The following is a 24,373-nucleotide window of genomic DNA, read 5'->3' as shown; positions in this document are numbered from 1 at the left end:
TCGAAGCCGCGCCCTGGTGTCGTTGCCGCCGTTAACAGGACCTAATCGAAGGAGTCGGGATTGGCCGTGAGCTTGCCGGGAAACAGCCGGTCCGCGCGTTCCCGGTAGGCTTCGGAGACTTCGTCCACCGATTCGAGCTTGCAGCCCGAGGAATGCCAGATGAGGTGCCCCTCGCGCCCCTCCATGCCCATCCAGTGCAGCCATGGCGAGAAGTAGGTGGACGAGAAGCTGCTGCGCAGGCTGCTGATGGATGAATCCGCGAAGTCGTCGGCCAGACAGAACATCGTGAACGCCTCCAGCCATGGCTGCGGCATGTGCTGCATTCCGCGGCTGGCCATGAGCCACACATGCCGGCCCGAGTGGGTCCATTGCCAGTTCCAGCGCCGTAGCTGCCCGCTCGGATCGATCCGCTCTGAAAACGTCATGCCCTCGTTGCTGTAGCGGGCGCCGTCGCGGCCGCCCAGGATATTGGGCCGCACCGGTATGTTCTCGCCGGTGTAGGGATTAGCGAATTCATCGAGCATTTCGCCAGTGGCCGGGTCCTTGAAGAACGTGAGCGTGCGGCTGCTGATCGAAAACTGTCCGTCTCCCAGTGGTCGGGCCCAGTAAATTTCCGTGCCCTCCAGGTCCAGTATGTGCCGGGGCTCGGATTCCCCGATTTGCGCGTAAATGCGGCCCATATACCACCAGGGAGAATCCTGCTCTTCGAAACTGGCCTGCATACGCATCCAGGACTTGAGCCAGGCATCCTTGTCATCGGCCTCGGGGAAAATACCGCCGCTCGCGGCGTGCGCGGCCTCGATGCTCAGGGCGCCTCCCAGCCCCAAGGCGCCCAGCCCGCCGAGCATGGCTCGCCGTGAAAGGCGGCCCGGCGCTTCAGAGCCGCTTGGCGGCGTTCGCGAAAATTCTTGGGTCATGCAATCCTCCGGTGGCAGCGAGGTAAGCCGCAACGCAACAATGATATAGGCCCACTGGGCTAGTGTGCTGTCCCGGAAATCGGCGGCGCACCCGCCGGCGCCATGCCCTCGTGGTGATGCACGATCTGCCAGCCTTCCGGCGCGCGCAGCAGCACATCGGTGATGCGTACGCGGCCCGCAGTGGCGTTGGGCGGCTGGTAATCGAACTTCAGCCAGTAGCGCGCCACCGCCACCTGGCCGTAGATGTCGAGCTTCAGAGGTTCAATGGCAATGCTCAGAGGGCCGCGGGCCATCGATTGGGCTTTGTCGCGTTCGTGAAAGGCTTCGCGCTCGGCCTTGCCGGCGATTAGTTCCGGTTCGAACAGGTCCCAGAGAGTGCAGTCGTCGTGCAGCGCGTCCTCGATGCCGCCCGGATCGCGACCTTCGAAAGCGTCAAAGACGCCCTCAATGACCTTCCAGATTTCATGTTGCTCAGATTGGTGGTTCATGTTGTGCTCCCGACTTCCAGATAACGCAGTTTGGGCAGGCAAACAAACACCCAAACTATGGACTTGCTCCCCAGGTCCCGATACAATAGCGCACCGTGCCGCGGAAGGGAGTAGCCGCCGCCGTTTTAACTCTGCCCCCCCTGATAGCTCTAGCTAACGCAACGATTGCGCAGGGCGGGTGTGGGCACGGTCGAGCGGCGCGAAGCTTTCTTCCGCCTCCATCCAGAATTCAACCGGCGTTAGAGGGCCTGCTGCAATGGATGTATCCGAAGTACTGAGCTTGATAGAGGAAAAGGGCGTGAGGTTCGTTGACCTGCGCTTCACCGATACCCGTGGCAAGGAACAGCACGTGAGCGTGCCTTCGCAAGTTATCGACGAGGAATTCTTCGCTTCAGGAAAGATGTTCGACGGCTCTTCCATCGCCGGCTGGCGCGGAATCGACGAGTCGGACATGGTATTGATGCCCGAGGCCGACAGCGCGGTGCTGGACCAGTTCGCCGAAGACACCACCCTGCTGTTGCGCTGCGATGTCTATGAGCCGGTAACCATGCAGGCTTATGCGCGCTGTCCGAGGCTTACTTCCAAGCGGGCGCTGGAATACCTGCGTTCGACCGGCATTGGCGAAGATGCCTATTTCGGGCCGGAAAACGAGTTTTTCATCTTCGACGACGTGCGTTTCGGCAGTTCCCTGGAGAGTGCTTCGTACCATGTGGATTCGATCGAGGGAGCCTGGAATTCCACCCGCGAATACGAAGAGGGCAATTACGGCCACCGGCCCGGCGTGAAGGGCGGCTACTTCCCGGTACCGCCGGTAGATTCGCTGCAGGACATTCGCTCGACCATCTGCCTGGCGCTCATGGATTTCGGTCTGCCGGTTGAAGTGCATCACCACGAGGTGGCCACCGCAGGCCAGGGCGAGATCGGCGTGCGCTTCAACAGCCTCACGCGCAAGGCCGACGAGGTGCAGATTCTCAAATACGCCGTAATGCAGACGGCTCATCAGTTCGGCAAGACCGCCACGTTCATGCCCAAACCCCTGGTCGGCGATAACGGCAACGGCATGCATGTGCATCAGTCGATAACCAAGGGCGGCAACAACATCTTTACCGGCGACGGTTATGGCGGCCTTTCCGAGGTCGGCATGCACTATATCGGCGGCATTCTGAAGCACGCGCGGGCCCTGAACGCCTTTACCAACCCGGCCACCAACAGCTACAAGCGGCTGGTGAAGGGCTTCGAGGCGCCCACCTTGCTGGCTTATTCGGCGCGTAATCGCTCTGCGGCCGTACGCATTCCCTTCGTTGCCGACTCGCGGGCGCGGCGCATCGAGGTGCGCTTCCCAGACAGCATGGCGAATCCCTACCTGGCTTTCTCGGCCATGCTGATGGCCGGCATTGATGGCATCCTCAACAAGATCCATCCCGGCGATCCAGTGGACAAGGATCTCTACGACCTGCCGCCCGAGGAGGAAGCCGGGCTGCCCACGGTTGCGTTTTCGCTTGAAGAGGCGCTTGATGCGCTGCGCGCCGATAACGAATTCCTCCTGGCCGGCGACGTCTTCACGCAAGATCTGCTGGAAGGCTACATGGAGCTCAAGGAAGCGGAGTGCACGCGCCTGCGCGCGACCACGCACCCGGTCGAGTTCGAGATGTACTACAGCCTCTAGGCGCTATAGGGGAACATCTGCGGCTTGCGTCCAGGAGGGACGATGACAACAGGGCGCTGGAGCGGGCTCGTCATCCTGCTTGCGCTGCTTGGTGAGGCGCGCAGTCAGGAAGTCTGGCGGCACATGGACGGCGAGGGCCGAGTGCGGTATGCCGACCGGCCCTTTGCCGGCGCGGTTCGTTTGCAGGCGCCTGCTGTGCCGAGGTGGCTGGGGGCCTCGGTGGCGGATGCGGAACTGCCAGCCGCTCAGGATGCGTCCGCGTCTCAGCCGGTCGCCTCACGCCCTTTGCCGGCCCTTGAAGTTGCCTACCCCGCCGACGGCGATACCGTCTGGGGCGCCGGCGGTGAGCTCGAAGTCCGGTTGATCGTGACGGGCGCCGTGGAAGACGATGTGCGCATATCCATCCGTCTGGACGGCGCGGAAGTATCCTGGCAGGGCGAACCGCCGGTCCTGCAGCTCAACGAGGTATGGCGCGGCGAACGGCGGCTGCAGGCGCGACTTCTGGACGCGCAAGGCAGAGAGCTTGCTGCAAGCGAGGAAGTCCGCTTCTTCAAGCGGGAGCCGGCGATTTCCTCAACGCTTGGAAATTAACTGGCTGCAGCAGTCAACGCCGCGAGAGTGGCTTGCGGAGAAATACGCTTCGCTGCGAGCTTGCGCTCTTGGGTTTCCAGGCACTTGCGCAATACGCGCGCTAGAAGCCGTAGCGGATTCCCACGCTGGCGGTCAGCCCGCCGATATTCTCCAAAGCCTGCTCGCTGGTGAATGGCGTGGCGCCGTCGGCCTGCACCGGGGCGTGGCTGCGTATCGTTGACCAGACGGCGCTTTCGCGCATGTCGCCAAAGGCGCTCCAGCGCAGCATGACGAAAGCCCGCGCCTTGTCCACCAGGTCCCGCTCCAAACCGGCGGCAATCCGGTAGCCGAAAACCTCGTCGCTCAATTCCGTGTCCAGGCTGCTGGTGGTCCCTGCCGCCGCGATCTGCCACTCTTCGGGTTGCAGGGGGTTTCCGCCTACCGCCGCCACATAGCCCTCGGCCACGGTGCGGCGCAGATAGGACGCGGCAAAGGCGGTGTCGAAACGCGCGACTCCCACGCCCACACCGACAAAAGGCCTCCAGGCCGACTCCGTGTCGAAAGCGTAATAGGCATTGACGAACAGTTGACGCGACTTGAAGTTGGAGATCCGGTAATACGGCGGTGCATCGGCGCTCCACTCGGAATTCTTGTCCTGCAAAGCTACATTCCCGCTGTCGGCGATGGCGGGGAGCGTCTCTCCATCGTGCGAGCGTCCGAAAAACTCCGCTTCAAGGCGCAACCGTTCCCAGCTATAGCCGAGGCTGAGTCCCCCGGCCATGGCGGCCCCCAGATCGAATGCATCGCCGACCAGGCGCCGGGGTGTTGTATCCGTGCAGGCGGCGTCAGTTGGCGCGGAGGACGGGTTCGCGTAGAGGAGCCGGTCGCAGCGGGTTGGATGATTGACGCCCATGGCGCTCACATCGATATCGTCCGATGCAAGGCCCAGGCCCAAGGACACATAGGCTTCACCGCCTGGAACCGGCTGAGCGCAAATCGCTAAAGCAAGGCCTGCCAGCGTGGCTCCCAAGTGCGTTCTTGTCATGGTGCTGGCCTCCTATATCCGCGCTGCGCAGATCATTCGATTATAGGTGTGCGCGGTTGCTAGCCGGACACCGGACTGTCCTCAAGATCGGAGTCCAGCCGCAAGGCACCGGTGAGATCGGCCACGCTTGCGATGTTGTGTTCGTTGAGGTAATCGGCTATGCCGGCGTTGATTTTCCGGCAGATCAGCGGATCGTAGAACAGCGCAGTGCCGACGCCCACGGCAGTGGCGCCGGCCAGCAGAAACTCGATGGCGTCGGCGGCGTTCATCACACCGCCCTGGCCGATGATGGGTGCGCCGTATTTCCGCGCCACCTGGTAGGTCTGATACACCTTCAGCAGAGCCAGCGGCTTGATGGCCGGGCCCGAGAGCCCGCCCTGCACGTTGCCGATGACCGGCCGGCGGCTCTGCGCATCAATCGCCATACCCATCAGCGTGTTTATTACGGCCAGCCCGTCGGCGCCCGCTTCCAGGCAGCGGCGCGCATTCTCAGCGATGTCGGTCTGGTTGGGCGAAAGTTTCGCGATCAGCGGCTTGGAGGTGGCGGCCCGGCAGGCCGCCACGACGCGTGCCGACATGTCCGGGTCGTTGCCGAACGCCACGCCGCCTTCGCGCACATTGGGACAGGAGATATTGATTTCCATGCCCTGCATGGGCGTGTCGTCGAAGCGCCGGGTAACCTCGGCATATTCCTCCACCGTGCTGCCGCAGATATTGGCGAACCAACAGGTTTCGGTGTAGTCGAGCTTTGGCGCGATGTCGCGCACCACGGCGTCCACGCCGGGGTTCTGCAGGCCGATGGCGTTGAGCATACCGCCGGCTGTCTCCCACAGCCGGTGCCCCCGGTTGCCCAGTCTCGGAGCCAGCGTCGTGCCCTTGCAGACGATTGCGCCGGCGTCGGCATTCGAGAAACCTTCGACCCGCGTGTACTCGTCGCCGAAACCCACGCAGCCCGACAGCAACACGATCGGCGATTGCAGCTTGAGGCCGCAAAAGTCCACGACCAGAGGCGATTTGCTCATCGGGCCGGCGCGACTCCGTTCTCGTCCTTGAGCGGTCTGCTCAGCAACGCGCCCAGCACCTGGCTCGGGTCACGGCCGCGATGCAGCACTTGATACACCTGCTCGGATATGGGCAGCTCCATCGCCAGGCGGCCGGCCAGGCGATGCACGGCCTCGGCGGCATGGAAACCTTCCGCTACCTGGCCAAGCTCCTGCAAGGCTTGCTTGACGGCCGTGCCACGCGCCACCGACAATCCCAGGCGGCGATTGCGCGATTGGTCGTCGGAACAGGTAAGGGCCAGGTCGCCGAGGCCAGCCAGGCCCATAAAGCTGGCCGGTTGCGCGCCCAAGGCGCCACCGAGCCGCGCGATCTCGGCCAGTCCCCGGCAAAGGAGCGCGGCCCGCGCATTGGCGCCGTAGCCCAGGCCATCGGAAATCCCCGCGGCGATGGCTATCACGTTCTTGGTGGCGCCACCCACTTCCGCCCCGATCAGGTCGCCGGAAACATAGGCGCGCAACGCTCCCGAGTTGACCCGTTTGGCCAGCCACCGCGCCAGCGCCGGCTCTCGTGCCGCCACGGTAATGGCAGCCGGTTTGCCTGCCGCCACCTCCGCCGCGAAGGTCGGGCCCGACAGCACTGCTAGCGGGAAGCCGGGCCCCAGCTCTTCTTCCGCCACCTGGTGTGCGAGCAGACCGCTTTGCACCTCCAGGCCCTTGGATGCGCAGCAAAGCCGAACGCCGTCTCGCAGCAGGGGCTTGAGCACGCGAAAGGTGTCGCGCAAGACCGAGCTGGGGGTCACGATCAGTATGCAGTCGGCGCCCTCCGCGGCGGTCTCGATTTTCTCTACCGGCCGCACGGCATCGGGCAGCGGAATGCCCGCAAGATAGCGCCGGTTTTCCCGGTCGCGCGCCAGACTTCGCAGATGACGGCTGTCGATATCCCAGAGCTTGGCCGGCCATCCGCCCTTGGCAAGGTGAACGGCCAGCGCTGTCCCCCAAGCGCCGGCGCCAATTACCCCGAACATCGGAAACTGGCCCCCGGGCCGTATCGGCAAGCTCTACTTGCGGCGGTTCCGCGCACTGACCACGGGCAGGTTGTCGCGCTGCCAGGCGGACAGCCCGCCCTTCAGGCTGAACACCTGCGTGGACCCGTTCTTGCGCAGATCCTGTGCCAGACGCCCGCTGGCCGACCCGTTGTCGCATACCAGCAGAACCGCCTTCCCGGACTTGACCTTGGGCGCCCCGGGAATATCCACGGCGCGCATGTTGCGGGCGCTTGGAATGTGCCCCTGCCCGAAGGCCTTCGGCTCGCGCAGATCAAGTACCGCGGCGCCCTTGTTGATCGCCTGCACCGCCATGGTGGGCGCCAGCGCGCTAACCGCCAAGGCACGCAGTCGAACTTCGTTGAACAGCGCGGCCAGGACGCTGCCGACCAGCCCCAGGCTGAGCCAGGGGTGGGCGGTAACGAAATCGGCGAGAGTTCCCATATCGGCGAAGGCATTGTTGCGCGGTTGCTCCAACAGCCAGCCCCCGCTTGGCGACGCGCGCTGCCTAAGCTCTCGCGTGGCGCCTGCGCGAGGCGGGATGCGAGGCATTATAACGACGCCCGATATAATCCCGCCGCCGCCTTGCCAAGCCGGATATGGCAGCCCTCTCCAAGCTAATATGTTGCTCACGGTTGCAGACATGGAGCAGCCCGTGAAGCGTTTGCTTGCCTGCCTGATCCTGGTTCCCGCTGTTGTCGCGGGACAGCGCGCCCAGGACGAAGAGATGGAAGACCTGCTGGGGCGCATTGAAGCGGTCGAGCTGCGCATGCAGCGCAACCTCAAGGCGCAGCACAAGGCACAGGCGGAGTTGCGCGAAGCGGAAACGCGGGTTCTGCGTTTGCGCGAGTCGGCGAGAGAAGCGCAACAGCGTCTTGAGCGCAGCCAGGCGGAGCGCGTGAGGCTGGCGGATGCGCTGCAGGATAGCGCGCAGACGCGCCGGCAAGCGCAGCAGGCGCTGCGCGCCGCTTTTCGGCGAGCCTGGCGTCATGGACCGCAGGACGACCTCAAGGCTCTGCTTGGTGGCCGTAGCGCCGCGGACATAAACAGGCGATTGGCATGGACGCGAATCCTGGTTCGCTCCTGGAGCGAGTACTCCGACCATGCCCTGCAGGTCGCAGCCGAGGCGCAGGCCTTGCGTGGAGCGTCAAGCCGCGTCGAACGGCAGCTGACGGAGCTCCAGGAGCGCCAGGCGGAGCAGTTGCGTGAGCTGGAGCGGGCAGTGGCCGCGCGCCGGGCAACACTGGGGGAGATTAATCGGCGCATCGGCGACGCCGGCGCGGAAATCGAACGCCTGCGAAGACGGGCCGCCACGCTGGCTTCGCTGGTGCAGGACCTCGACCGAATCGTCCAGGATCACCCGTCGGCGCCCCTGCCTTCAATCATCGCGGCTCGCGGCCAATTGGACTGGCCGCTGCGCGGGCGCGTTCTGCGGCCGTTCGGCGCCGGCCCTGGAAGCGGTCAGGCCAACTGGGACGGAATCCTTCTGCAGGCGGACGAAGGCGCCGAGGTGCGGGCCCCGCACCCTGGTCGGGTGGTGTTTGCCGACTGGGTACGGGGGCTGGGTTTTCTCATGGTTCTGGATCACGGCCAGAACGTGCTGACCCTGTACGCATACAATGACCGCTTGCTGGGCAACAAGGGCGACATGGTGAGCAAGGGACAGGTGATCGCCCACGCGGGAAGCACCGGTGGACGCCCCGAGCCCGGCCTATATTTCGAGCTACGCCGAAACGGCAAGCCGGTGGACCCGGTGGCATGGCTGAGCCGATAGCAAGCAGCGGCATGAGCGGCTTCGAGAAAGCCGTGGGCCTGTATACGATCGTATACAAGGAAGCGCGCCGCATCGTGCGCATATGGGTGCAGACCATCGTGCCGCCGGCCATCACGATGGCCCTGTACTTCATCATTTTCGGACAACTGCGCGAGCGCATCGGCTCCATGTCCGGCTACGACTACACGCAGTACATCGCCCCGGGCTTGATCCTGATGTCGGTGATCACCAATTCCTACGGCAATGTTGTTTCATCATTTTTCGGCGCAAAGTTTCAGCGGCACCTGGAGGAAATGCTGGTGTCGCCGCTGCCGAACTACATCATCGTGCTGGGGCATGCCGCGGGAGGCGTGCTGCGCGGGCTGGTCGTGGGCGTGATAGTGACCCTCGTGGCCATGGCTTTCACCGACCTCGAGGTGCGCTATCCGCTGATCGCCGTGTTCACGCTCTTGTGCACCGCGGTGACTTTTTCGCTGGGAGGCATGATCAACGCAATCTTCGCCAAGAAGTTCGACGATGTATCGCTGATACCGGCCTTCGTTCTGACCCCGCTTACCTACCTGGGCGGTGTCTTCTATTCCGTGGACCTGCTCCCCGGCGTGTGGCGCGTGCTGAGTCTGTTCAATCCGATCCTCTACATGATCAATGCCTTTCGCTACGGCATGATCGGCACCTCGGACGTGTCTCTGGGCGTCGCCTACGTCATGATGGGCGTGTTCGTGTTCGTCCTTTTCGGGGTCTGCGCGTTCCTGATCCACAAGGGCGTGGGAATTCGCGAATAGGGCCGCAGCCCGCGGGGGGTCGCGCCCTTGCCCGGCACAGTGCGGGCTGGGCAAAGCGTGGTGTCTAGTTCGCGCGGGGCGTTGCGGACGGTAGCGGCAGCGCAGGGATGGCCGCTGCCACCAAGGCGCCCGGACCTGCGTGGGCGCTGACCACGGCGCCCAGATCGGTAACGAAACTGGATTTCAGGTCGGGAATTCCGGCCGCCAGCAGCTCGAGCAGACGCTGTCCTGATTGCGGTCGGTTGGCGTGGGCTACGGCGATGCGCAGCGGCTGGCCTTTCGGGAAGCGGCGTAGCGCGTAGCGGGCGAAGCGCGCCACCCGGTCGCCGGAGCGGCGTTGTACGCCGCAGCCCTTCACGGTCCCCTTGCGGCTGACGCTCAGCAGCGCATCGACCCCCAGCAGATCGCTGATACGCTTCACGCGCGGCGAAATGCGCCCACCCCGCACCCCATGCGAAAGATCCTCGATAAGGCCGAAGGTTTTCGCGCCCACGCATATCGGTACCAGGCCCTCCACAATCTGGGCCGCATTGGCGCCCTTCTGCGCCCACTCGGCGGCATGTTGAACGATCAGCCCATGCCCAACCGACACGTTGGCGCTATCCACCACCCGCACCTGGCCGCCTTCGATCTCTGTGGCCACGCGGCGGGCCAGGTCCGCGGTGCCGCTCACTGCTGCCGCCAGGCTGATCCAGACGGTATCCTCGAAATGGCCGGCCAGGAAGCCCATCGCACGCTCCACATCGCCGCGCGCGGGCGTGGCCGTGTGTGCTTTTTCGCCGCCGTCTTCCATCGCTCGCCACAACCGTTGCGTCGGGAGCCCGAGTTCGTCCAGATAGCCTCGTTCGCCCAGGTGAATGCGAAGCGGCGTTTGCGCAATACGCAGTTCAGCCAGCAAATCCGACGGAAGGTCGGCGCCGCTATCGCAGCCAATGGGCACTCGGGAGCTGTTCAGCAGCGCGAACTGTATGTGCATGTCGTCGGCTTTTTCACCGCTTACCTCGCCGTGCTCGTGGGCCAGCGCGAATATTTCGTGCGGCCGGTCGGTGTGGACATGCAATCGCGCGATGCGCGCTCCGCCGGCAACGACCACGGAATCTCCCAAAACCTCGATTTGCTCGCGTATGGCTGCGGGCGCCAATGCTTCTCCGGAGATCATGCACTCCGTGCAATAGCGGTACTTCGACTGTTCGGTCAAATCGTGGGCGTGTGCATCGCTTGTCGGCGCGCCCACCTCAGCCGCTAGGCTTGGAGCCGCTGCGCCCTTGCCGGTCTTTACGAGTTCATCAACGCCCGCCAGGATTTGCGCAAGCCCGGCTCCGCCGGCGTCCACGACGCCGGCCCGCCGCAGGACATCAAGCTGCTCGGGCGTTTTCCGCACCGCTTCTTCCGCGGCCTCGCGGGCTGCCTCAAGCAGGGTTGCAAGATCACCCCCCGGCGCGATGTTTAGCGCGCCAAGCCCGATGGCGCGCATGACGCTGAGAATGGTTCCTTCGCGCGGGTTGCTGAGGCCGTTGTGTGCCGATTCCGCCGCGGCCTTGAGGCCGGTCGCGACCTCCGCGGCGTCGAGGCGGGCTTTTCCGTCCCAGGCATCGGCCAGGCCCTGCAGAAATTGTGCGAGGATGACCCCGGAGTTGCCCCGGGCTCCGTAAAGAGCGCCCCGCGCCGCGGCCTGTGCGGTTTCACCGGCGTTGCGCGATGGCGCTTCGGCAAGCGCCAGAATGACCGCTTGTGCCGTGTGGGCCATGTTCAGCCCGGTATCGCCATCGGCTACCGGAAACACGTTGATCCTGTCGAGCTCCGCGCGGCTGTTCTGCAGTTGCAGCATGCCGGCTGTGATGGCGCGCGCCATTCTCCGACCGTCAAGATAGCGAATGCCTTTTATCGCTCCACTCCCAGCAGCACCTGTTGCCCGCGGTACCCCAACATCACTCCCTGTTGGGTGATCTTCTCTACCTTGGGCCCCTCCACCAACTGCTCACCCTGCTTGTAGGTCTTGCCGTTCAACTGCACGAAGCTGCGGGTCCCGTCTTCGCTGAAGAACAGCATTTGCAGCGACAAGGCCGGCCAATCGGGCGGTGGCGCCGCAAGCAGGCGATCGGTGGAATCCTGCTCCGAGGCCGAATACGGCTCGACACCGCTGGGTAGAGTGGACATGGTGCGCGTTTCCGAAAGCCCTGCGTCCTCCGCCGACCCGCCGGGGCCGAGCACCGCCAGCGCGGCTTGGGAGTCGCCCAGTTCTTCATCGCGCTCGGCAGCCGCCGCGCCGCGCATTGCAATGGCGGGCGCCTCGACTGCCGCCGCCGCTACGGGCGGGGCAGTCGCTCGGCCTGTTTCGTCAGTCGCTGGCGAATCGGTAGCTGGCAAAGGGGTCGGCCCGCTTGCTGGCGCCGTCATACGCCATCCCAAAACGACAACCAGCGCAAGGCCGGCCAAGACGACCATCGGAACAAGCCAGCTGGGCATCCTCCCGGCCCGCCGCGGACGCGGCGGGTGCGCATAGACGCGCCGGCTGAAGCGGGACCGCCGCCGTTCGGACAACTTCAGTGCGTCGAGTACGAAGGACATGGGCTTAGCCCGCCGCTCCGCTCCAGGCGGCGCGGCGGGGAGCGCCGCCGCGTCCATACACTTCGCGCGCTGCGAGTTTCACGAGGCCTGCGCCCACCTCGTTTTCGCGGCGCGTGAAGGCGCCGAGCAGCGCTCGGTCCGCCACTACGTTGATGACTCGGGGAATGCCGCGGGAAAACCGGTGCAGGAAGCGTTTGGCGGCAGCGGAAAACACGTCGCGGGTTGCGCCAGCCACCTTGAGCCTGTGCTGCAGGTACTCGCCGGTCTCGGCGCGCGACAAGGGCCCCAGGTGGCAGCGCGCGGTAATGCGCTGCGCCAATTGCCGCAGACCCGGCCGGGCCAGTGTTTCGTGAAGTTCCGGCTGGCCTACCAGCACTATTCCCAGCAGCTTGTGCCGGGCCGTTTCCAGGTTCGTCAGACGGCGAACCTGTTCCAGCAGTTCTGCTTCGAGGGCCTGGGCCTCGTCCACGATCAGCACGGTGCTGCGGCCGGCAGCGTAGGTGCGCATCAGTTTGCGGTTCAAGGCGGCCCCCAGGGTGGACGGACTGGCGGCCCAACGCGGCGCGCGGACGCGAAGCTCGCGGCACAGCGCCTCCAGAAACTCCAACCGGTTGTCGGGCGGGTCGAGGATGATCGCGGTTTCGGTGCGGTCCGGCAGCCTTTCGAGCAAGCAGCGCACCAACAAGGTTTTGCCCGTGCCGACCTCGCCCGTCAACTGGGTGAACCCGCCGTTCTCGCGCACCCCGTACAGCAGGTGCGCCAGCGCCTCCGCATGGCGCCCGCTCATATACAGGTAGCGTGGGTCGGGCGTGATGCTGAACGGTCGTTCGCTCAAGCCGTGAAATTGCTCGTACATGCGGCGGTTTTGAGTTCTAGCTCAGGCTGCTTGTCATTGTAGCGGCGGCCGTCGGGCGGGCAGCGCGCCGCCTACAAGATCGGTCATCCAGCGCAGGCCGCCTCCAGACGGGCCGAAGGTGGCGCTGACCGCCTGCATGTCGGCGATGAGTTCTTCGATCCGATCCCGCGCTGCTGTTTCGCCGAAGCGCTCTACAAACGATGGCAGCCGAGAGCTCCTGGCGCCAGCGTTGGCAGGGGTATCCGTGCGCCGATCCTTGAGGTCGTCGCGAATCTGAAACGCCAGGCCCAAGAGGTCGGCGAACTGTTCCAGCGCGTGCCTGTGGGCGAAGGGTGTTTGTGGCTTAACGCAAACCGGCCCCAGCGCGGCGGCCCTGAACAACGCGCCGGTCTTGGTGCGAAAGGCATGCTCCAATTCGGCCTGGTCGGGTTCGGGACCGCCATACAGGTCGAGCTGCTGACCGCCGGCCATCCCGGTGGAACCCGCACACTCGGCGAACAGCTTGGCCAGCGCCGCTCGAGCGCGCTCGCGCCCGGATAGCGATGGATGGCCGGCCAGCACCTCCCAGGCAAGCGTTTGCAGAGCATCACCCACCAGTAGCGCCGTGTCCTCTCCATGGAGTCTATGAACCGCCGGCCGGCCACGGCGAAATTCGTCGTCGTCCATGCACGGCAGGTCGTCATGCACCAGAGAGTAGCAGTGGATCAGTTCCACCGCGATGGCAGCCGCGTCCACCGCTTCGGGCGCCACGCCGGACGCCTCGGCGGCTGCATAGCAAAGCAACGGCCGCAGGCGTTTTCCGCCGGACATTACCGCATCTCGCATGGCGGTATGCAATTGGCGCGGGTTGACTTCCGCCGCGGGAAGACAGGCGTCAAGGCCGGCATGCACACGAGCCCTATAAGCGACTTGGCGGTGTTCGAAGCCTTCTCCGGCTTCCCCACCCGTGGCGCCCGACACGGAAGAAAAATCGATCATTGAGCCATACGCAGCCGTGGCCAGACTGGGCGCCGCGGCGCCGGTAACGATTCTATCCCGCGCAGGCTCTGCCCCGTAATTCCGCTAACTGCTGCAATACCCAGGCTCTAGAATAGCGGGCAGTGATACCGCGCTGAGGTTGGGCATGCAAGGCAGCGCCGTGGCGCACCCGAACGTGGCGCTCATCAAGTATTGGGGCAAGCGCGAAGCGCCCGGCAATCTTCCCGCGGCGGGGTCGTTGTCGCTCACTCTCGCGCACTTGAGCACGCGCACCACGGTGCGGTTCGACGAGCACTTGGAGCAGGACTACCTGCGCCTGAACGGAAGCCCCAGCGCGCATGATTTGCCGCGGCTGCGCGACTGCCTGGCGCCGCTCAGAGAGCGCGCCGGCATCAACAGCCCGGCTGGCGCGGAGTCCGCAAACGATTTTCCTACGGGCGCCGGTCTGGCTTCATCGGCCTCGGGGATGGCGGCGCTGGCCTTGGCCGCTGCGTCGGCCTTGGGCGTCGCCGAAGACATGGGCCTGGTCCGACGCGCGGCGATGGCGGGCTCCGGTTCCGCGCCCAGGTCGCTGTTCGGAGGTATCGTCATGCTTTCTATCGACGAAACGGGCGAGTGGCGGTGCAGGAGCTTGCTGGAGCCTCATGAATGGCCGCTTCGCGTTGTCGTGGCGGTTACCGAAACAGCCGCCAAGGGGGTAAGCTCGCGCTCGGCGATGGAGTTGACGCGTCGAACCTCGCCTTTCTACAGGTCCTGGATTCGCGGCCAGAACGCTGATCTCGAAGCGGCCCGGAACGCGGTTCAGCAGCGTGACTTCGAGCGCCTGGCGGAGTTGGCCGAACACAATTGCCTGAAAATGCATGCCACCATGCTGGCCGCCCGGCCGCCCGCGCTGTATTTCAACAGCGCCACCTTGGAGTGCCTGCATCGCGTGAAAGCCCTGGCCCGCGCGGGAATCCCGGTCTTCTTCACCGTCGACGCGGGCCCCCAGGTCAAGGCCGTATGCTTGCCTGAAGCGCGTGGCGAAGTCGCCGATGCCTTGCGCCAGACGCCGGGCGTAAAGCAGGTGCTTGTCGGTGGTCTCGGTCCCGGCGCGCAGGTCGTCTAGCCCGGAATCCGGCAAGACATCCGGGTTATCGCACCTTGCAGAGACGGCCTCGTTGATAGTCGCCAGCGCTCCGGGAAAGCTGTTCCTGTCCGGCGAGTATGCGGTGCTCGAAGGCGCGCCGGCCATTGCCTGCGCGGTGGAGCGCCGCGCGCATGTTCGGCTGCTGGACAGCAACACCGAGGAACGCAGCCAAGCGGCGCGTTGGCGCGAGGCGGCGGAAGAACTGATCATCGCCCAGGGATTCGGCGAGAGCCGGGCGGATGCAGGCCTGGCCATCGAAACCCGGGCGCTGCACACAGCCGGCGGAACCAAGTACGGCCTCGGCTCCAGCGCTGCGGTGGCGGTTGCCGTCACCGGAGTGTTGCTGGCGGCGCGGGGCGCCTTGCCGGGGCTGCCCGAACAGCTCCGCGTGGCCAGCGCCGTGCATCGTTCGCGCCAGGGTTCGGGGGGAAGCGGCGCGGATGTGGTGGCCAGCCTTTATGGCGGGGTCGTGGCCGTGACCGCGGGGCGTGTGAAACGGCTCAAGTGGCCCGATGGCTTGGCCTGCGCCGTGCTATGGACTGGTCGCAGCGCCGATACTGCATTGGCGCTTGACCGCTACCGCGCGGTGCTGCGGGGCGGTTCGCGACGGGCGCGCGAGGCTCTGCAACGGCTTGCCGGCAAGGCCGAAGCAGTGGAGCAGGCTTGGCACTCGGGCAGTGAGGCCGCGCTTGAGGCGTTGGCGAGTTATGGCGCTGCCTGGCAGGAGTTCGACCAGGTGGCCGGACTCGGCATCTACAGCGCTGCCCACCGGGAACTGCTCGATCTGGCGCGTTCGGCAGACTGCTTCTACAAGCCCTCAGGCGCTGGGGGAGGCGATTGCGGAATAGCGGTATCGCGCCACCCAGAGGCACTCAAGCGCATGCGTCGAGCGGCCGCTGGCAAGGGTTACAGGCTGTTGGATATGGAACTGGCCGCGCAGGGTCTGACGGTAACGCCGGCAAGCGGTTGAGCGCGCCGCTAAAGCGCGGCTGACCGTTCGCCCGCCGCTACGGCGAACGCGCGTAGTACTCGATGCCTTCGTCCTGGAATTCGGTGTCGTGGCGCGTACCGATGCGGTCGATGCGGAAGCCTGACGGCGCAGGAAGGCTTTCGCTGGGTGCGCCGGCATGCAAGGCTTCGTATTGCTCCCGGCGCAGATCGAACGGAAACGCCAGAGCTTCGGAAAAACGGATGCGCCGCGCTGCCTCCCGCCAGCCGCCGGCCACGCGCAGCGCCATGGCCTCGGCGGCGTCGCCGCTCCCGTATCCGACCAACAGCAACTCCCGACCCGCCCATTCTTCGCGCGACGCTGCAGCTTCCTCGAAGCCCGCAGCCATCCAGGCCAGCAGGGCACCGGAATAGATATTGCCCAGCTCCATCATCTTCGCGTCCCCCCAGCGCAAAGGCTTGAGTACAAGCTCCCGGAAATCCTCGAACTTGCGCCAGGCTTTCGCCAGCTCGGCGCTGAGCGGAAACGGGTTTCTGCTGTGCTCGGCGCCAGCGGAAAGCAGTCGCGCTTCAGGCGCCCGGCGCATTTCACGCAGCACCCTGTCCAGGGGCAAGCCGGCGTCGCGGCACAGTCGCGCCAATAGTGGCGATTCTGCTCGCCGGTTTCTGCTTTCGGCGCACAGGCGGATGAGCGCGAAGGCGGTTTGCGGCATGCGCAGATAGGGGCGGTGGAAGAAAACCGCAGGCAGGCTGTCGAGCCATTGCACCGCCGGTTCGCCGCGCCGGCTGTAGAAGTGGTTGAGCGCGTTGCGCACCTGCTCAAGGTAGCAGTAGGTGGAGTAGCGCCCGTTGAACACGGGATAGTGCGGATTGGAGCGGGGCTGCCGCTTGGCGTCCAGCAAGGGTTTCCGAAAATCCGTGACCCGGTAATCGGAGGCGCGCCCGGTATGCCGAAGATCAAGGCTGGCCAGAGCGGGGTTGCGTTCCACCAGCAGGGCCACTGCGCCGGCTCCCTGGGTAGGCTCGCCGCTGCTCCCGCGCTCATAGAGGGCAAGATCCGAGCAGACAACGATCGCCTTGGAGCCCTCCAGCAGGCAATGGTGTACGGCGTTCTTTAGGGCGTAAACGCCGCCCAGGCAGGCATGCTTCACTTCCGGCACTTCGCAGTGACGCGAAAGCGGCGGCAGACCAAGCTGGTCCAGCGCCTGGTTCAGCATTCCCTTGACAACGATCGCGCCAGCGGAATTGTCGTTGCTGGATTCGGTGCCCAAAGCCAGCATGGACACGCCGGCGGGGTCCACGTCGTAGTTGCGTATCAGCCTGAGCGCCGCGTTGGCGGCCATCGTATAAACGCTTTGCGAAGGGCCGGGGAGACGAAAAGCGCGCCCCACGATGGCCGAGATCTTGGGCCAGGAAGCGCCGGTCCAGCGGCACCAACTCTCCAGATCAACCCGGTACGGCGGCAAATCCACCGCGATGCCGCTGATCCCGGCGCTTAAGCCTCCGCGATCCGGCATGATTTGCGGCCCGGGCTTTGCCCCCCAATGGGCACTATTTGACTGTGATGGTAACTACCGAGGACATTACAGGAGGATCGTGGGGTATGTGCAGATCGTCGCCCAGCAAGAGCTGCAGCGTATGCACTCCGGGTTCCAGCGACAGTTCCACGCTCGTTTCCCCTTGCCCGAAATGAACATGGTTGGCGTCGGTGGTTATCGGCAGGTCCATGCGCGGCAGACCCGTGTTCACGAGAATGTGGTGATGGCCGCTGTGCTCACCGGGCTTGCCCGCAGGCAGCAGTTCCATTCCCTCCAAGCCGAACTCGACCATGAAGGGCGAGGTAACTTCGGCGCCGTCGTCGGGCGATATGAACCACACACGCGCGCCCTCCGGAGAAGGCTTGCGCGGCAGATCCAACTCGGCGTGCGCGATGTCGGCGGCGTGCGCCTCCGCGTCCACTTCGGTGGTGTCTTCGGTGGGCGTCCGCGCGCAGCCGAGCAGCAGCGCTACGGGCAAAAGAATAGCGAAAATGCGTTGAATCATGGGTTACCCCTCTAAAGCTCCAGTTGGCTTGCGGCGGCTCGCTCGGCCATCAGCTCTTCGCTGGTGATCCGGATCCGGTCGCGGGCGAACTCGTCGAGTTCCAGTCCCTGCACGATTTCCCAGGCACCGTCTGCGCAGCGTACGGGGTAGGAGAAAAAGGTGCCCTCCGGGGCGCCGTAGCTGCCGTCGCTCGGAACCGCCATGCTGACCCAGTCGCCGTCGCGCGTCCCATGCGCCCAATCGCGCATGTGGTCGATCGCTGCGCTTGCCGCGGAAGCCGCGCTTGAGGAACCGCGCGCCTTGATTACCGCGGCGCCGCGCTGTTGCACGACCGTCATGAATTCGCCCCGGGCCCACTCCTCGTCAACCAGCGTGGTGGCGGGCTCGCCGTCCACGAGTGCTTGTGACAGGTCGGGATACTGTGTAGCCGAGTGATTGCCCCAAATGATCATGCGCTCCACGGAACGCACATGGTGCCCCGTGCGGGCAGCCAACTGGGCACAGGCGCGGTTGTGGTCCAGCCGGGTCATCGCGGAAAAATTGCGGGGGTCCATGTCCGGAGCGTTGGCGGAAGCGATCAGTGCGTTGGTGTTGGCCGGATTGCCCACCACCAGGACCTTGGCCCGTTCATCGGCGTGTTCGTTCAGCAGCGCTCCCTGCCGGGAAAAGATCCGCGCGTTCTCGGCCAACAGGTCGGAGCGCTCCATTCCCGGGCCTCTTGGTTTGGCACCCACCAGGAAAACGTAATCCGCACCGCGGAAACCCTCCTCCAGACGATCGGTAATGATCGCTTCGTGCAGCGGCTCGAAGGCGCAGTCCGCCAGTTCCATCGCCACCCCTTCCAATGCCTGCATCGCGGGTGCGATCTCGATCAGGCGCAGGGTGAGCGGCTGGCCGTAACCGAGCAGTTGGCCCGATGCGATGCGGAAAGCGAGCTGGTAGCCGATCTGTCCGGCGGCGCCGGTAATCGCGATCTGCGTGGATTGTGGCATCAGCCTGTGGCCTGCGGTGGGGATAGGCATTGTATCGCTTATGTGATCGAGCCACGCCCGTCGCGCGAGGCGGCGGTGCGGTTCCGGTTAGATGCCGATGCAACCAATTGCAGCATCGGCGGCATCAGGGAGTTAAGGAACTGCGCGCTTGGCAGCGTGGAAGTTCGAGATCAGGGCGTCAAGAGAGGAGCCAGTGCCATCAATATGAAGCGAACAGGATGCGCATTTGCCGGCGCGCTTACGGCAGTTTTCTTGTCTTCGACCGCACCGGCTGCGCCGCCCGCCGACCCGCTTTCCGGTACGCGCCTGGAATGGCCGCATGGCGAGGACCGCGATCAGCTCGGGGCGGCCATGGCCCGCTATGGACTGTCCTCAGCCAGTGCATTGGCGCGTGAAATCACGCGCCAAGTCATAGCAACTCAGCGCCAGGATGAGCAGTTCGAGAACGCACCTGCCGCTTTGCGGCACCAACTGCCTGCGGCGACTGGGCAGGGCCGTAATTTCTCGCCGACCGCCGGCGCCGGGGAGTCGGCTCAGAGCAATGACAGACAGGCGTACGGGGAGCTGATGACGTGGCTGCGCGGCGCGCTGCGGAAACTCGCGAGATTACTTACGCTAAGCTAAAACCCTATCTCGCTTCGATGCACGGGGAGACCTGAAATCGAAGCGGCAGTGCTAGCCGTCCTGCTTGTTGATCTCGTTCCAGAGCCGGATCTGTTCGTTCATCTGTTCGGCCAGTTGCTGCTCACGATCAACGGAGCTGTCATAGCGTTTTACGAATAGTGCCTCGCGCTCCTCGCTGCGGTCTTCTTCGTCCAGCGCATTGAAATCGTCTTCCAGGCACTTGCGGTAGCCTTCAAGCGCGCCCTGGAATTCCCTGAATTCGGCTATTGCCGCCTGGAACTCCTCAAGCGTCATGTCCTCGGCGTTGGGCGTGGTGGGCTCGTCCGGATAATCACAGCCGGCCCAAGCCGAACCGCCGGCAAGCAGCAGCGAAAGGGCGGCAAGAGTGGCGATACGTTGCATGTTGTTCTCCTCGGGCTACGGCGCGTCGCGGCCTCGCGGCGTTCGCCGACGGCTCAAGCAATTATGCACCAAGCGCCAGCTTTTCTTCGATGTCCTGCCCTGCCGCGCCGGAGCACCCGGTATTGCCGGCTACGCTTACAATTGGCGTACGCAAGGCGCCCGGGAACCATAGCAACCGTGTTCTCCAAAATGCAGCCGCGCCGATAAGGGCGCCGGTGGACCATGGCGGGCGAAATTTTCGAACAGCGCATGCAGCGGCTGGGCCAGCGAGAGCTTTCGGGTGGCCTGCGCGGCGTGGAGCGCGAGTGTTTGCGGGTAACGCCGCAGGGTAGCGTCGCGCCTACCGCCCACCCGCTGGAGCTGGGGTCGGCCCTCACCCACCGCTATATCACGACCGACTTCGCCGAGGCGCTGCTTGAGCTGATTACGCCACCGGCAAAATCCGATCGGGATGTGCGCGACTGGCTGTCGGCCCTGCACGAATTTGTGCTCGGGTGCATTGGCGCCGAGAGGCTCTGGCCGGCCAGCATGCCACCGGCAATACTGGACGATGCCGATCTTCCGCCAGCCCGCTACGGCGCCTCCAACATCGGCAAGCTCAAGCACATCTACCGGCTTGGATTGGCCAATCGCTACGGTCCGCGGATGCAGGCGATAGCGGGCATACACTTCAACTACTCGCCGCCGCCGGAATTCTGGGATTCGTTGCCTGATTGGGGCGGCCAGGCGTCCGGTGCGGTGGCTAAACGGTCAGCCTGGATCATGGGTCAGTTGCGCAACACACGCCGGCTGGCCTGGCTGCCGACCTACCTGCTTGGCTCTTCTCCGGCTTTTCACTCCAGTTTGCCTGCGGCGCATTTCCGGCGCCTGAAAAAGGGGCGCGGCGGCACCCTGTATGCGCCGGACGCGACCTCTCTGCGCATGAGTAGCCTGGGCTACACCAGCGCCCTGCAGGCGGGTTTGGTCATTTCCGCCAACAGTCTGCATCAGTATGTGCGTGACCTGGAGGCGGCGATTCATGCTCCTCATGCCGGCTACGCGACAATCGGCGTACGCGCCAACGGCGCATACCGGCAGTTGTCGGACAGCGTGCTGCAGGTCGAGAACGAGTACTACTCGCCGGCCAGACCGAAGCGCCGGATACGCCGCGGCGAGAGGGCGGCCACGGCATTGCGCCGCCGTGGCGTGGAATACTTGGAACTTCGGCTGGTGGACACCGATCCCTTCGATCCGCTGGGCCTTGGCGCGCAATCGATGCGTCTTATGGAGGCTTTCCTGCTGTATTGCCTGCTGGAAGAGAGTCCGTCCATGACCGCTTCCGAATACTTCGCCTCGGTGGCCAATCTCGACGCCACGGCCTGGCGCGGCAGGGCCAGGAGCGCGAAGCTGTATCGCGATGGCCGTCACGTTACGCTGCGCTCCTGGGGGCTTGAGATTTGCGCGCGCATGGCATCGGTCTGCGAAGCCCTGGACGGAGAAGCGGGCGGTCCCTACGGCCAGGCGCTGCAAACGGCGGAGCGAAGCCTGCGCGATCCCGGCCTCGCGCCGGCGTCGCGTGTGCTCGACGAATTGAGCGAGGCGGGCTGGGACCACCAGGCCTGGGGCATGGAAAAGGCGCTGGTTGCTTCCCAGACCCCTTTGGAGCGGCCCAATGCCGCCCGCCGCCGGGCGCTGAAGGGCGAAGCGCCGGCTTCGCTGAAGCGTCAGCGGCTGATGGAATCCGAGGCCGAACCGCCTTTTGACGAGTTTCTCGCGCAATACCTGGGCAAGGCTTGACGATGGTTGCTCAGAACGGCCGCCGGCGTCACCCGGCTTCGCTGCCGGCCGACAAGCGGCGCAATATCCGCTTTTCGGAAACCGAAGCTCCGCTGCGCGAGGACGTTCACGAATTGGGCGGCCTGATCGGTGCCGTGGTCAAGGATCGTGGCGGCATGGAGTTGTTCAATGCGGTGGAGGCAGCGCGCAGCCTGGCCATTGCCTGGCGTAATGGCGAAACCCAAGCTCAGGAACGCTTGGAGGCGCTGCTGAGCGGCTTGGATTATCGCCGAGCGCAGGACGTTTCGCGGGCCTTCGCCACCTGGTTTCAGGCTATAAACACCGCCGAGCAACTGCATCGTGTGCGCCGCCGGCGGGCGTATCTGTATGACGCCCGCCGACCGCAGCGCGGCGGTCCCGAGGCGATCTTTCAGCAACTGCGCAAGGAGGGCACGGGCCTCGAAGGCGTGGTGGGCATCCTCAACTCGATTCGCTTGAATCCTGTGTTCACCGGGCATCCCACCGAGCCTACGCCCACCGCCGTGTTGCGACAGCAAGCCGAGATTGCAGCGCTTCTCGAAGAGCGCCATAGCGTGGCCGGTGCCCCGCGTCAGCTCGACGCCCTGTTGCGCGCCATTCAGGAGAAGATCACCGCGATCTGGCACTGCGAGGAGCATCCCCACGAGGAAACCACGGTGGCGGCCGAGATCCAGCAATTGCTCTACTTCGTAACCGAAGTCATCTATCCCTCCTATCCTGACTTTTACGACTCGCTCCTGGAATCGATGACGATCACATTCGGCGAGGAGGCCAGAGGTGCGCAATTGTCCAGCCTGCTGCGCTTCCACTCGTCCATCGGCGGTGATCTCGAAGCTGACGCGGAAATAACGCCGCGCTCCATTCGTCAGTTGTTCGATACGCAACGACTTTCGGTTATCAAGCTGTATGAGCAGGAATGTCTGGCGCTGGCCGATGTCCTGACCCATTCCGGGCGGCGCATGAAGGTTGGCCCGGATATCCGTCGGCGCCTGCGTATTTACCGCGAGCACTTCCCCAAGGTGTACGGGCAGCTTGGGCCGGATGAGCGGGACATGCCGTTTTGCGTGTTATTCCGGCTGATGGCTGCGCGCCTGCAAGCTACGGCGCTGGACGCGGCCTTTCATTACGACGACGAGCGCGAATTTCTCGACGATCTGGAGGCAGTGGGCGACAGCCTCGCGGCACACGGCGGCGAGTTTGCCGGAGGGAGGCGCGTGCAGCGTCTGGCGCGGCGCGTGGAGACTTTCGGTTTTCACCTGCTGGCCGTGGAACTGCGACAGCGGGCTTCGGTGCTGCGGCGCGCGCTGGGCAAGGCCTTCGCCCAATCGGAGTGGGAAACGCCTGCGACGCGGCTTGCCTGCTTGCGCAACGCGCTGGAACGCGACTTGGCAAGGCCGGAGGATCTCGACAACGAAGGTTTGCGTGCGCTGAGCCTTTTCGATGCGCTGCGCTATCTGGGCGGACGCTATGGCAAGCGCGCTTTGGGCGGCCTGCTGCTGGGCGGCGTGACGGAGCCGGCGGATGTTCTCAGCGCGCTATTGCTGGCTCGGTGGGCGGGGTTCGAAAGGGCTGATGGGCATACTCCCCTGGACCTGATCCCGGTGTTTGAAAGCAACTTGGACGCTCGCCAGTGCGCGCGGGTGATAGAGCAACTGCTGAACGAACCCGCCTACCGTCAGCATATCGAGCATCGCGGCAATCGGCAGTTCGTGATGGTGGACCACGTTCGCAAGCAACCCGATTTCGATTTACCCGCCGAGCAGTGGTCGATCCACGGCTTGCAACGGGCAGCTTGCCACGCTATTGCAAACAGCCGCAGCACGCCGCTGCTGCTGCAGGCGCGAGGCGGCGCCTATCAGCGCAGCGGCCGGCGCAGCCTTTTGGCCGACATTCCGCCGGAACAATTCCAGCAACCTCTCAAGTTTGCGGAGGCCGGCGAGCGGGCGGGATTGCGCTATGGCATGCCGGGAATCGCCCTGAGGTCCCTGGAGCTGGCGGCGGGCGAACTGCTGCTGGCGAGGTCCGGACATGCCACCACGGAAGCTCCGGCGGGGGCGGAAGAGGTCATGGCGAGCCTGGTTCAAGGCAGCAGCAAGGCGCACAAGGCGTTTCCGGGCGGGTCATCGGGCATGGCGGAGTACTTTCAATGGGCTACGCCGGCAGACCTGCTGGCGAGGATGCCCACCACCGCCAGGCGCAGCGGTATGCGGGAAGGAACGGTGGTGGAGTTGCCGCGCCAGCTTGCGAGTTTTTGCTGGGCGCAGAGCCGCAACTTGCTTCCGGGTTGGTACGGGTTCGGCGCCGGGCTGGAGCAGGCAATCTCCGATCATGGTCTGGGCCGTGTGCGGCGGATTGTGCGGCAGTGGGCGTATCTGCATGGGATGCTCTGCGATCTTGAGCTGGCGCTGGCGCGCTCCGATCTCGAAATCGCGCAGCGCTATTCCGCGCTGGCGGACCAGAGCCACGACGCCTGTTTCCCGATCATCCTTGAAGAACATGAGTGCGCGTTGCGGCATCTGCTGGCGGTGTTGCAGCAGCGGGTGCTGCTGGCGGGCCAGCCGGCCCTGCGGCGGTCCATCCGGCTGCGGAATCCCTACGTCGATCCGATGAACTTGTTGCAGGTGCGATTGCTGTCGCGTTGGCGGCAAAGCGGTCGGAAATGCTCAGGCGACTTGTACTCGGCGCTCAAATCGACGGTCTACGGCATCGCTCGCGGCGTACAGGAAGCCACCTGAAGCTGCCTTGCGGGCAGG

At 64.8% G+C, this 24,373-nt stretch carries 23 protein-coding genes; 9 read left to right on the top strand and 14 right to left on the bottom strand.

Annotated features, from left to right (window positions below; all coding sequences use genetic code 11):
* Positions 1-41 precede the first annotated feature (41 nt).
* Both ACWCOO_RS00865 and ACWCOO_RS00860 read right to left on the bottom strand, forming a co-directional pair.
* On the bottom strand, positions 42-917 hold the full coding sequence (locus ACWCOO_RS00865) for a DUF1838 family protein (protein WP_446831092.1): 876 nt from the start codon (positions 915-917) through the stop codon (positions 42-44).
* Positions 918-976: 59 nt separating this feature from the next.
* Complete coding sequence (locus ACWCOO_RS00860) at positions 977-1,405, bottom strand: YybH family protein (RefSeq protein WP_446831091.1); 429 nt, start codon at positions 1,403-1,405, stop codon at positions 977-979.
* Positions 1,406-1,661: 256 nt separating this feature from the next.
* On the opposite strand from ACWCOO_RS00860, the gene glnA reads away from it, so the two are divergent.
* Together glnA and ACWCOO_RS00850 are read left to right on the top strand one after the other, a co-directional pair.
* The gene (gene glnA, locus ACWCOO_RS00855; RefSeq protein ID WP_446831090.1) at positions 1,662-3,071 is read left to right on the top strand and encodes a type I glutamate--ammonia ligase; all 1,410 of its coding nucleotides are present in this window, start codon (positions 1,662-1,664) and stop codon (positions 3,069-3,071) included.
* Between the two features lie 42 nt (positions 3,072-3,113).
* On the top strand, positions 3,114-3,662 hold the full coding sequence (locus ACWCOO_RS00850) for a hypothetical protein (protein ID WP_446831089.1): 549 nt from the start codon (positions 3,114-3,116) through the stop codon (positions 3,660-3,662).
* 100 nt (positions 3,663-3,762) lie between these two features.
* On the opposite strand, the gene ACWCOO_RS00845 is transcribed toward ACWCOO_RS00850, so the two are convergent.
* The 4 genes from ACWCOO_RS00845 to ACWCOO_RS00830 are packed head-to-tail and all read right to left on the bottom strand — an operon-like array spanning position 3,763 to position 7,207.
* On the bottom strand, positions 3,763-4,686 hold the full coding sequence (locus tag ACWCOO_RS00845) for an outer membrane protein (protein ID WP_446831088.1): 924 nt from the start codon (positions 4,684-4,686) through the stop codon (positions 3,763-3,765).
* 59 nt (positions 4,687-4,745) lie between these two features.
* Complete coding sequence (locus ACWCOO_RS00840) at positions 4,746-5,708, bottom strand: dihydroorotate dehydrogenase (protein ID WP_446831087.1); 963 nt, start codon at positions 5,706-5,708, stop codon at positions 4,746-4,748.
* Positions 5,705-6,712 (bottom strand): NAD(P)H-dependent glycerol-3-phosphate dehydrogenase, encoded by a 1,008-nt coding sequence (locus tag ACWCOO_RS00835; RefSeq protein ID WP_446831086.1) that lies wholly within the window; start codon positions 6,710-6,712, stop codon positions 5,705-5,707. The genes ACWCOO_RS00840 and ACWCOO_RS00835 overlap by 4 nt, the downstream gene beginning before the upstream one ends.
* A 33-nt stretch (positions 6,713-6,745) precedes the next feature.
* A complete protein-coding gene (locus ACWCOO_RS00830) occupies positions 6,746-7,207 on the bottom strand; it encodes a rhodanese-like domain-containing protein (RefSeq protein WP_446831085.1) in 462 nt (153 codons plus the stop codon).
* Between the two features lie 178 nt (positions 7,208-7,385).
* On the opposite strand from ACWCOO_RS00830, the gene ACWCOO_RS00825 reads away from it, so the two are divergent.
* Both ACWCOO_RS00825 and ACWCOO_RS00820 read left to right on the top strand, forming a co-directional pair.
* Positions 7,386-8,504, top strand: coding sequence for a murein hydrolase activator EnvC family protein (locus ACWCOO_RS00825; RefSeq protein ID WP_446831084.1), 1,119 nt, complete (start codon positions 7,386-7,388; stop codon positions 8,502-8,504).
* A complete protein-coding gene (locus ACWCOO_RS00820) occupies positions 8,489-9,286 on the top strand; it encodes an ABC transporter permease (RefSeq protein ID WP_446831083.1) in 798 nt (265 codons plus the stop codon). Before ACWCOO_RS00825 ends, ACWCOO_RS00820 begins: the two co-directional genes overlap by 16 nt.
* A 64-nt stretch (positions 9,287-9,350) precedes the next feature.
* Here ACWCOO_RS00820 and ACWCOO_RS00815 read toward each other — a convergent pair whose 3' ends face one another.
* The 4 genes from ACWCOO_RS00815 to ACWCOO_RS00800 all read right to left on the bottom strand — a co-directional run bounded on the left by ACWCOO_RS00815 (position 9,351) and on the right by ACWCOO_RS00800 (position 13,688).
* A complete protein-coding gene (locus ACWCOO_RS00815; RefSeq protein WP_446831082.1) occupies positions 9,351-11,138 on the bottom strand; it encodes a DegV family protein in 1,788 nt (595 codons plus the stop codon).
* A gap of 29 nt (positions 11,139-11,167) precedes the next feature.
* Positions 11,168-11,560, bottom strand: a complete 393-nt coding sequence (locus ACWCOO_RS00810) for a general secretion pathway protein GspB (protein ID WP_446831081.1) — start codon at positions 11,558-11,560, stop codon at positions 11,168-11,170.
* A 298-nt stretch (positions 11,561-11,858) separates the two neighbouring features.
* The gene (locus ACWCOO_RS00805; RefSeq protein ID WP_446831080.1) at positions 11,859-12,689 is read right to left on the bottom strand and encodes an ExeA family protein; all 831 of its coding nucleotides are present in this window, start codon (positions 12,687-12,689) and stop codon (positions 11,859-11,861) included.
* Positions 12,690-12,743: 54 nt separating this feature from the next.
* Positions 12,744-13,688 (bottom strand): polyprenyl synthetase family protein, encoded by a 945-nt coding sequence (locus ACWCOO_RS00800; protein ID WP_446831079.1) that lies wholly within the window; start codon positions 13,686-13,688, stop codon positions 12,744-12,746.
* Positions 13,689-13,833: 145 nt separating this feature from the next.
* On the opposite strand from ACWCOO_RS00800, the gene mvaD reads away from it, so the two are divergent.
* Both mvaD and ACWCOO_RS00790 read left to right on the top strand, forming a co-directional pair.
* Positions 13,834-14,796, top strand: a complete 963-nt coding sequence (mvaD, locus tag ACWCOO_RS00795; protein WP_446831078.1) for a diphosphomevalonate decarboxylase — start codon at positions 13,834-13,836, stop codon at positions 14,794-14,796.
* A gap of 52 nt (positions 14,797-14,848) precedes the next feature.
* Entirely contained in the window at positions 14,849-15,787 is a 939-nt protein-coding gene (locus tag ACWCOO_RS00790) for a mevalonate kinase family protein (RefSeq protein WP_446831077.1), read from the top strand.
* A 37-nt stretch (positions 15,788-15,824) separates the two neighbouring features.
* Here the strand turns inward: ACWCOO_RS00790 and ACWCOO_RS00785 are convergent, their stop codons facing one another.
* Genes ACWCOO_RS00785 through ACWCOO_RS00775 form a run of 3 tightly spaced genes read right to left on the bottom strand, consistent with a single transcriptional unit; the run spans position 15,825 to position 18,800 of the window.
* Entirely contained in the window at positions 15,825-17,282 is a 1,458-nt protein-coding gene (locus ACWCOO_RS00785) for a hydroxymethylglutaryl-CoA synthase (RefSeq protein ID WP_446831076.1), read from the bottom strand.
* A 34-nt stretch (positions 17,283-17,316) separates the two neighbouring features.
* A complete protein-coding gene (locus tag ACWCOO_RS00780; RefSeq protein WP_446831075.1) occupies positions 17,317-17,808 on the bottom strand; it encodes a DUF4399 domain-containing protein in 492 nt (163 codons plus the stop codon).
* Positions 17,809-17,819: 11 nt separating this feature from the next.
* Positions 17,820-18,800: a malate dehydrogenase gene (locus ACWCOO_RS00775; protein ID WP_446831074.1), complete on the bottom strand. Its 981-nt coding sequence runs from the start codon at positions 18,798-18,800 to the stop codon at positions 17,820-17,822.
* Between the two features lie 204 nt (positions 18,801-19,004).
* Between ACWCOO_RS00775 and ACWCOO_RS00770 the strand changes: the two genes are divergently transcribed.
* A complete protein-coding gene (locus ACWCOO_RS00770; RefSeq protein WP_446831073.1) occupies positions 19,005-19,424 on the top strand; it encodes a hypothetical protein in 420 nt (139 codons plus the stop codon).
* Between the two features lie 51 nt (positions 19,425-19,475).
* On the opposite strand, the gene ACWCOO_RS00765 is transcribed toward ACWCOO_RS00770, so the two are convergent.
* Positions 19,476-19,826 carry a hypothetical protein gene (locus ACWCOO_RS00765; RefSeq protein WP_446831072.1) on the bottom strand — a complete coding sequence of 117 codons (351 nt, stop codon included), beginning with the start codon at positions 19,824-19,826 and terminating at the stop codon, positions 19,476-19,478.
* 222 nt (positions 19,827-20,048) lie between these two features.
* Between ACWCOO_RS00765 and gshA the strand changes: the two genes are divergently transcribed.
* Positions 20,049-21,602: a glutamate--cysteine ligase gene (gshA, locus tag ACWCOO_RS00760; RefSeq protein WP_446831071.1), complete on the top strand. Its 1,554-nt coding sequence runs from the start codon at positions 20,049-20,051 to the stop codon at positions 21,600-21,602.
* Between the two features lie 2 nt (positions 21,603-21,604).
* Positions 21,605-24,355 (top strand): phosphoenolpyruvate carboxylase, encoded by a 2,751-nt coding sequence (locus ACWCOO_RS00755; RefSeq protein WP_446831070.1) that lies wholly within the window; start codon positions 21,605-21,607, stop codon positions 24,353-24,355.
* Positions 24,356-24,373 lie beyond the last annotated feature (18 nt).

Origin of the sequence: Candidatus Foliamicus sp., assembly GCF_965221325.1 — a bacterium.
Taxonomy (GTDB): Bacteria; Pseudomonadota; Gammaproteobacteria; order Steroidobacterales; family Foliamicaceae; genus Foliamicus.
This window is presented reverse-complemented; position numbering and strand designations above follow the sequence as displayed.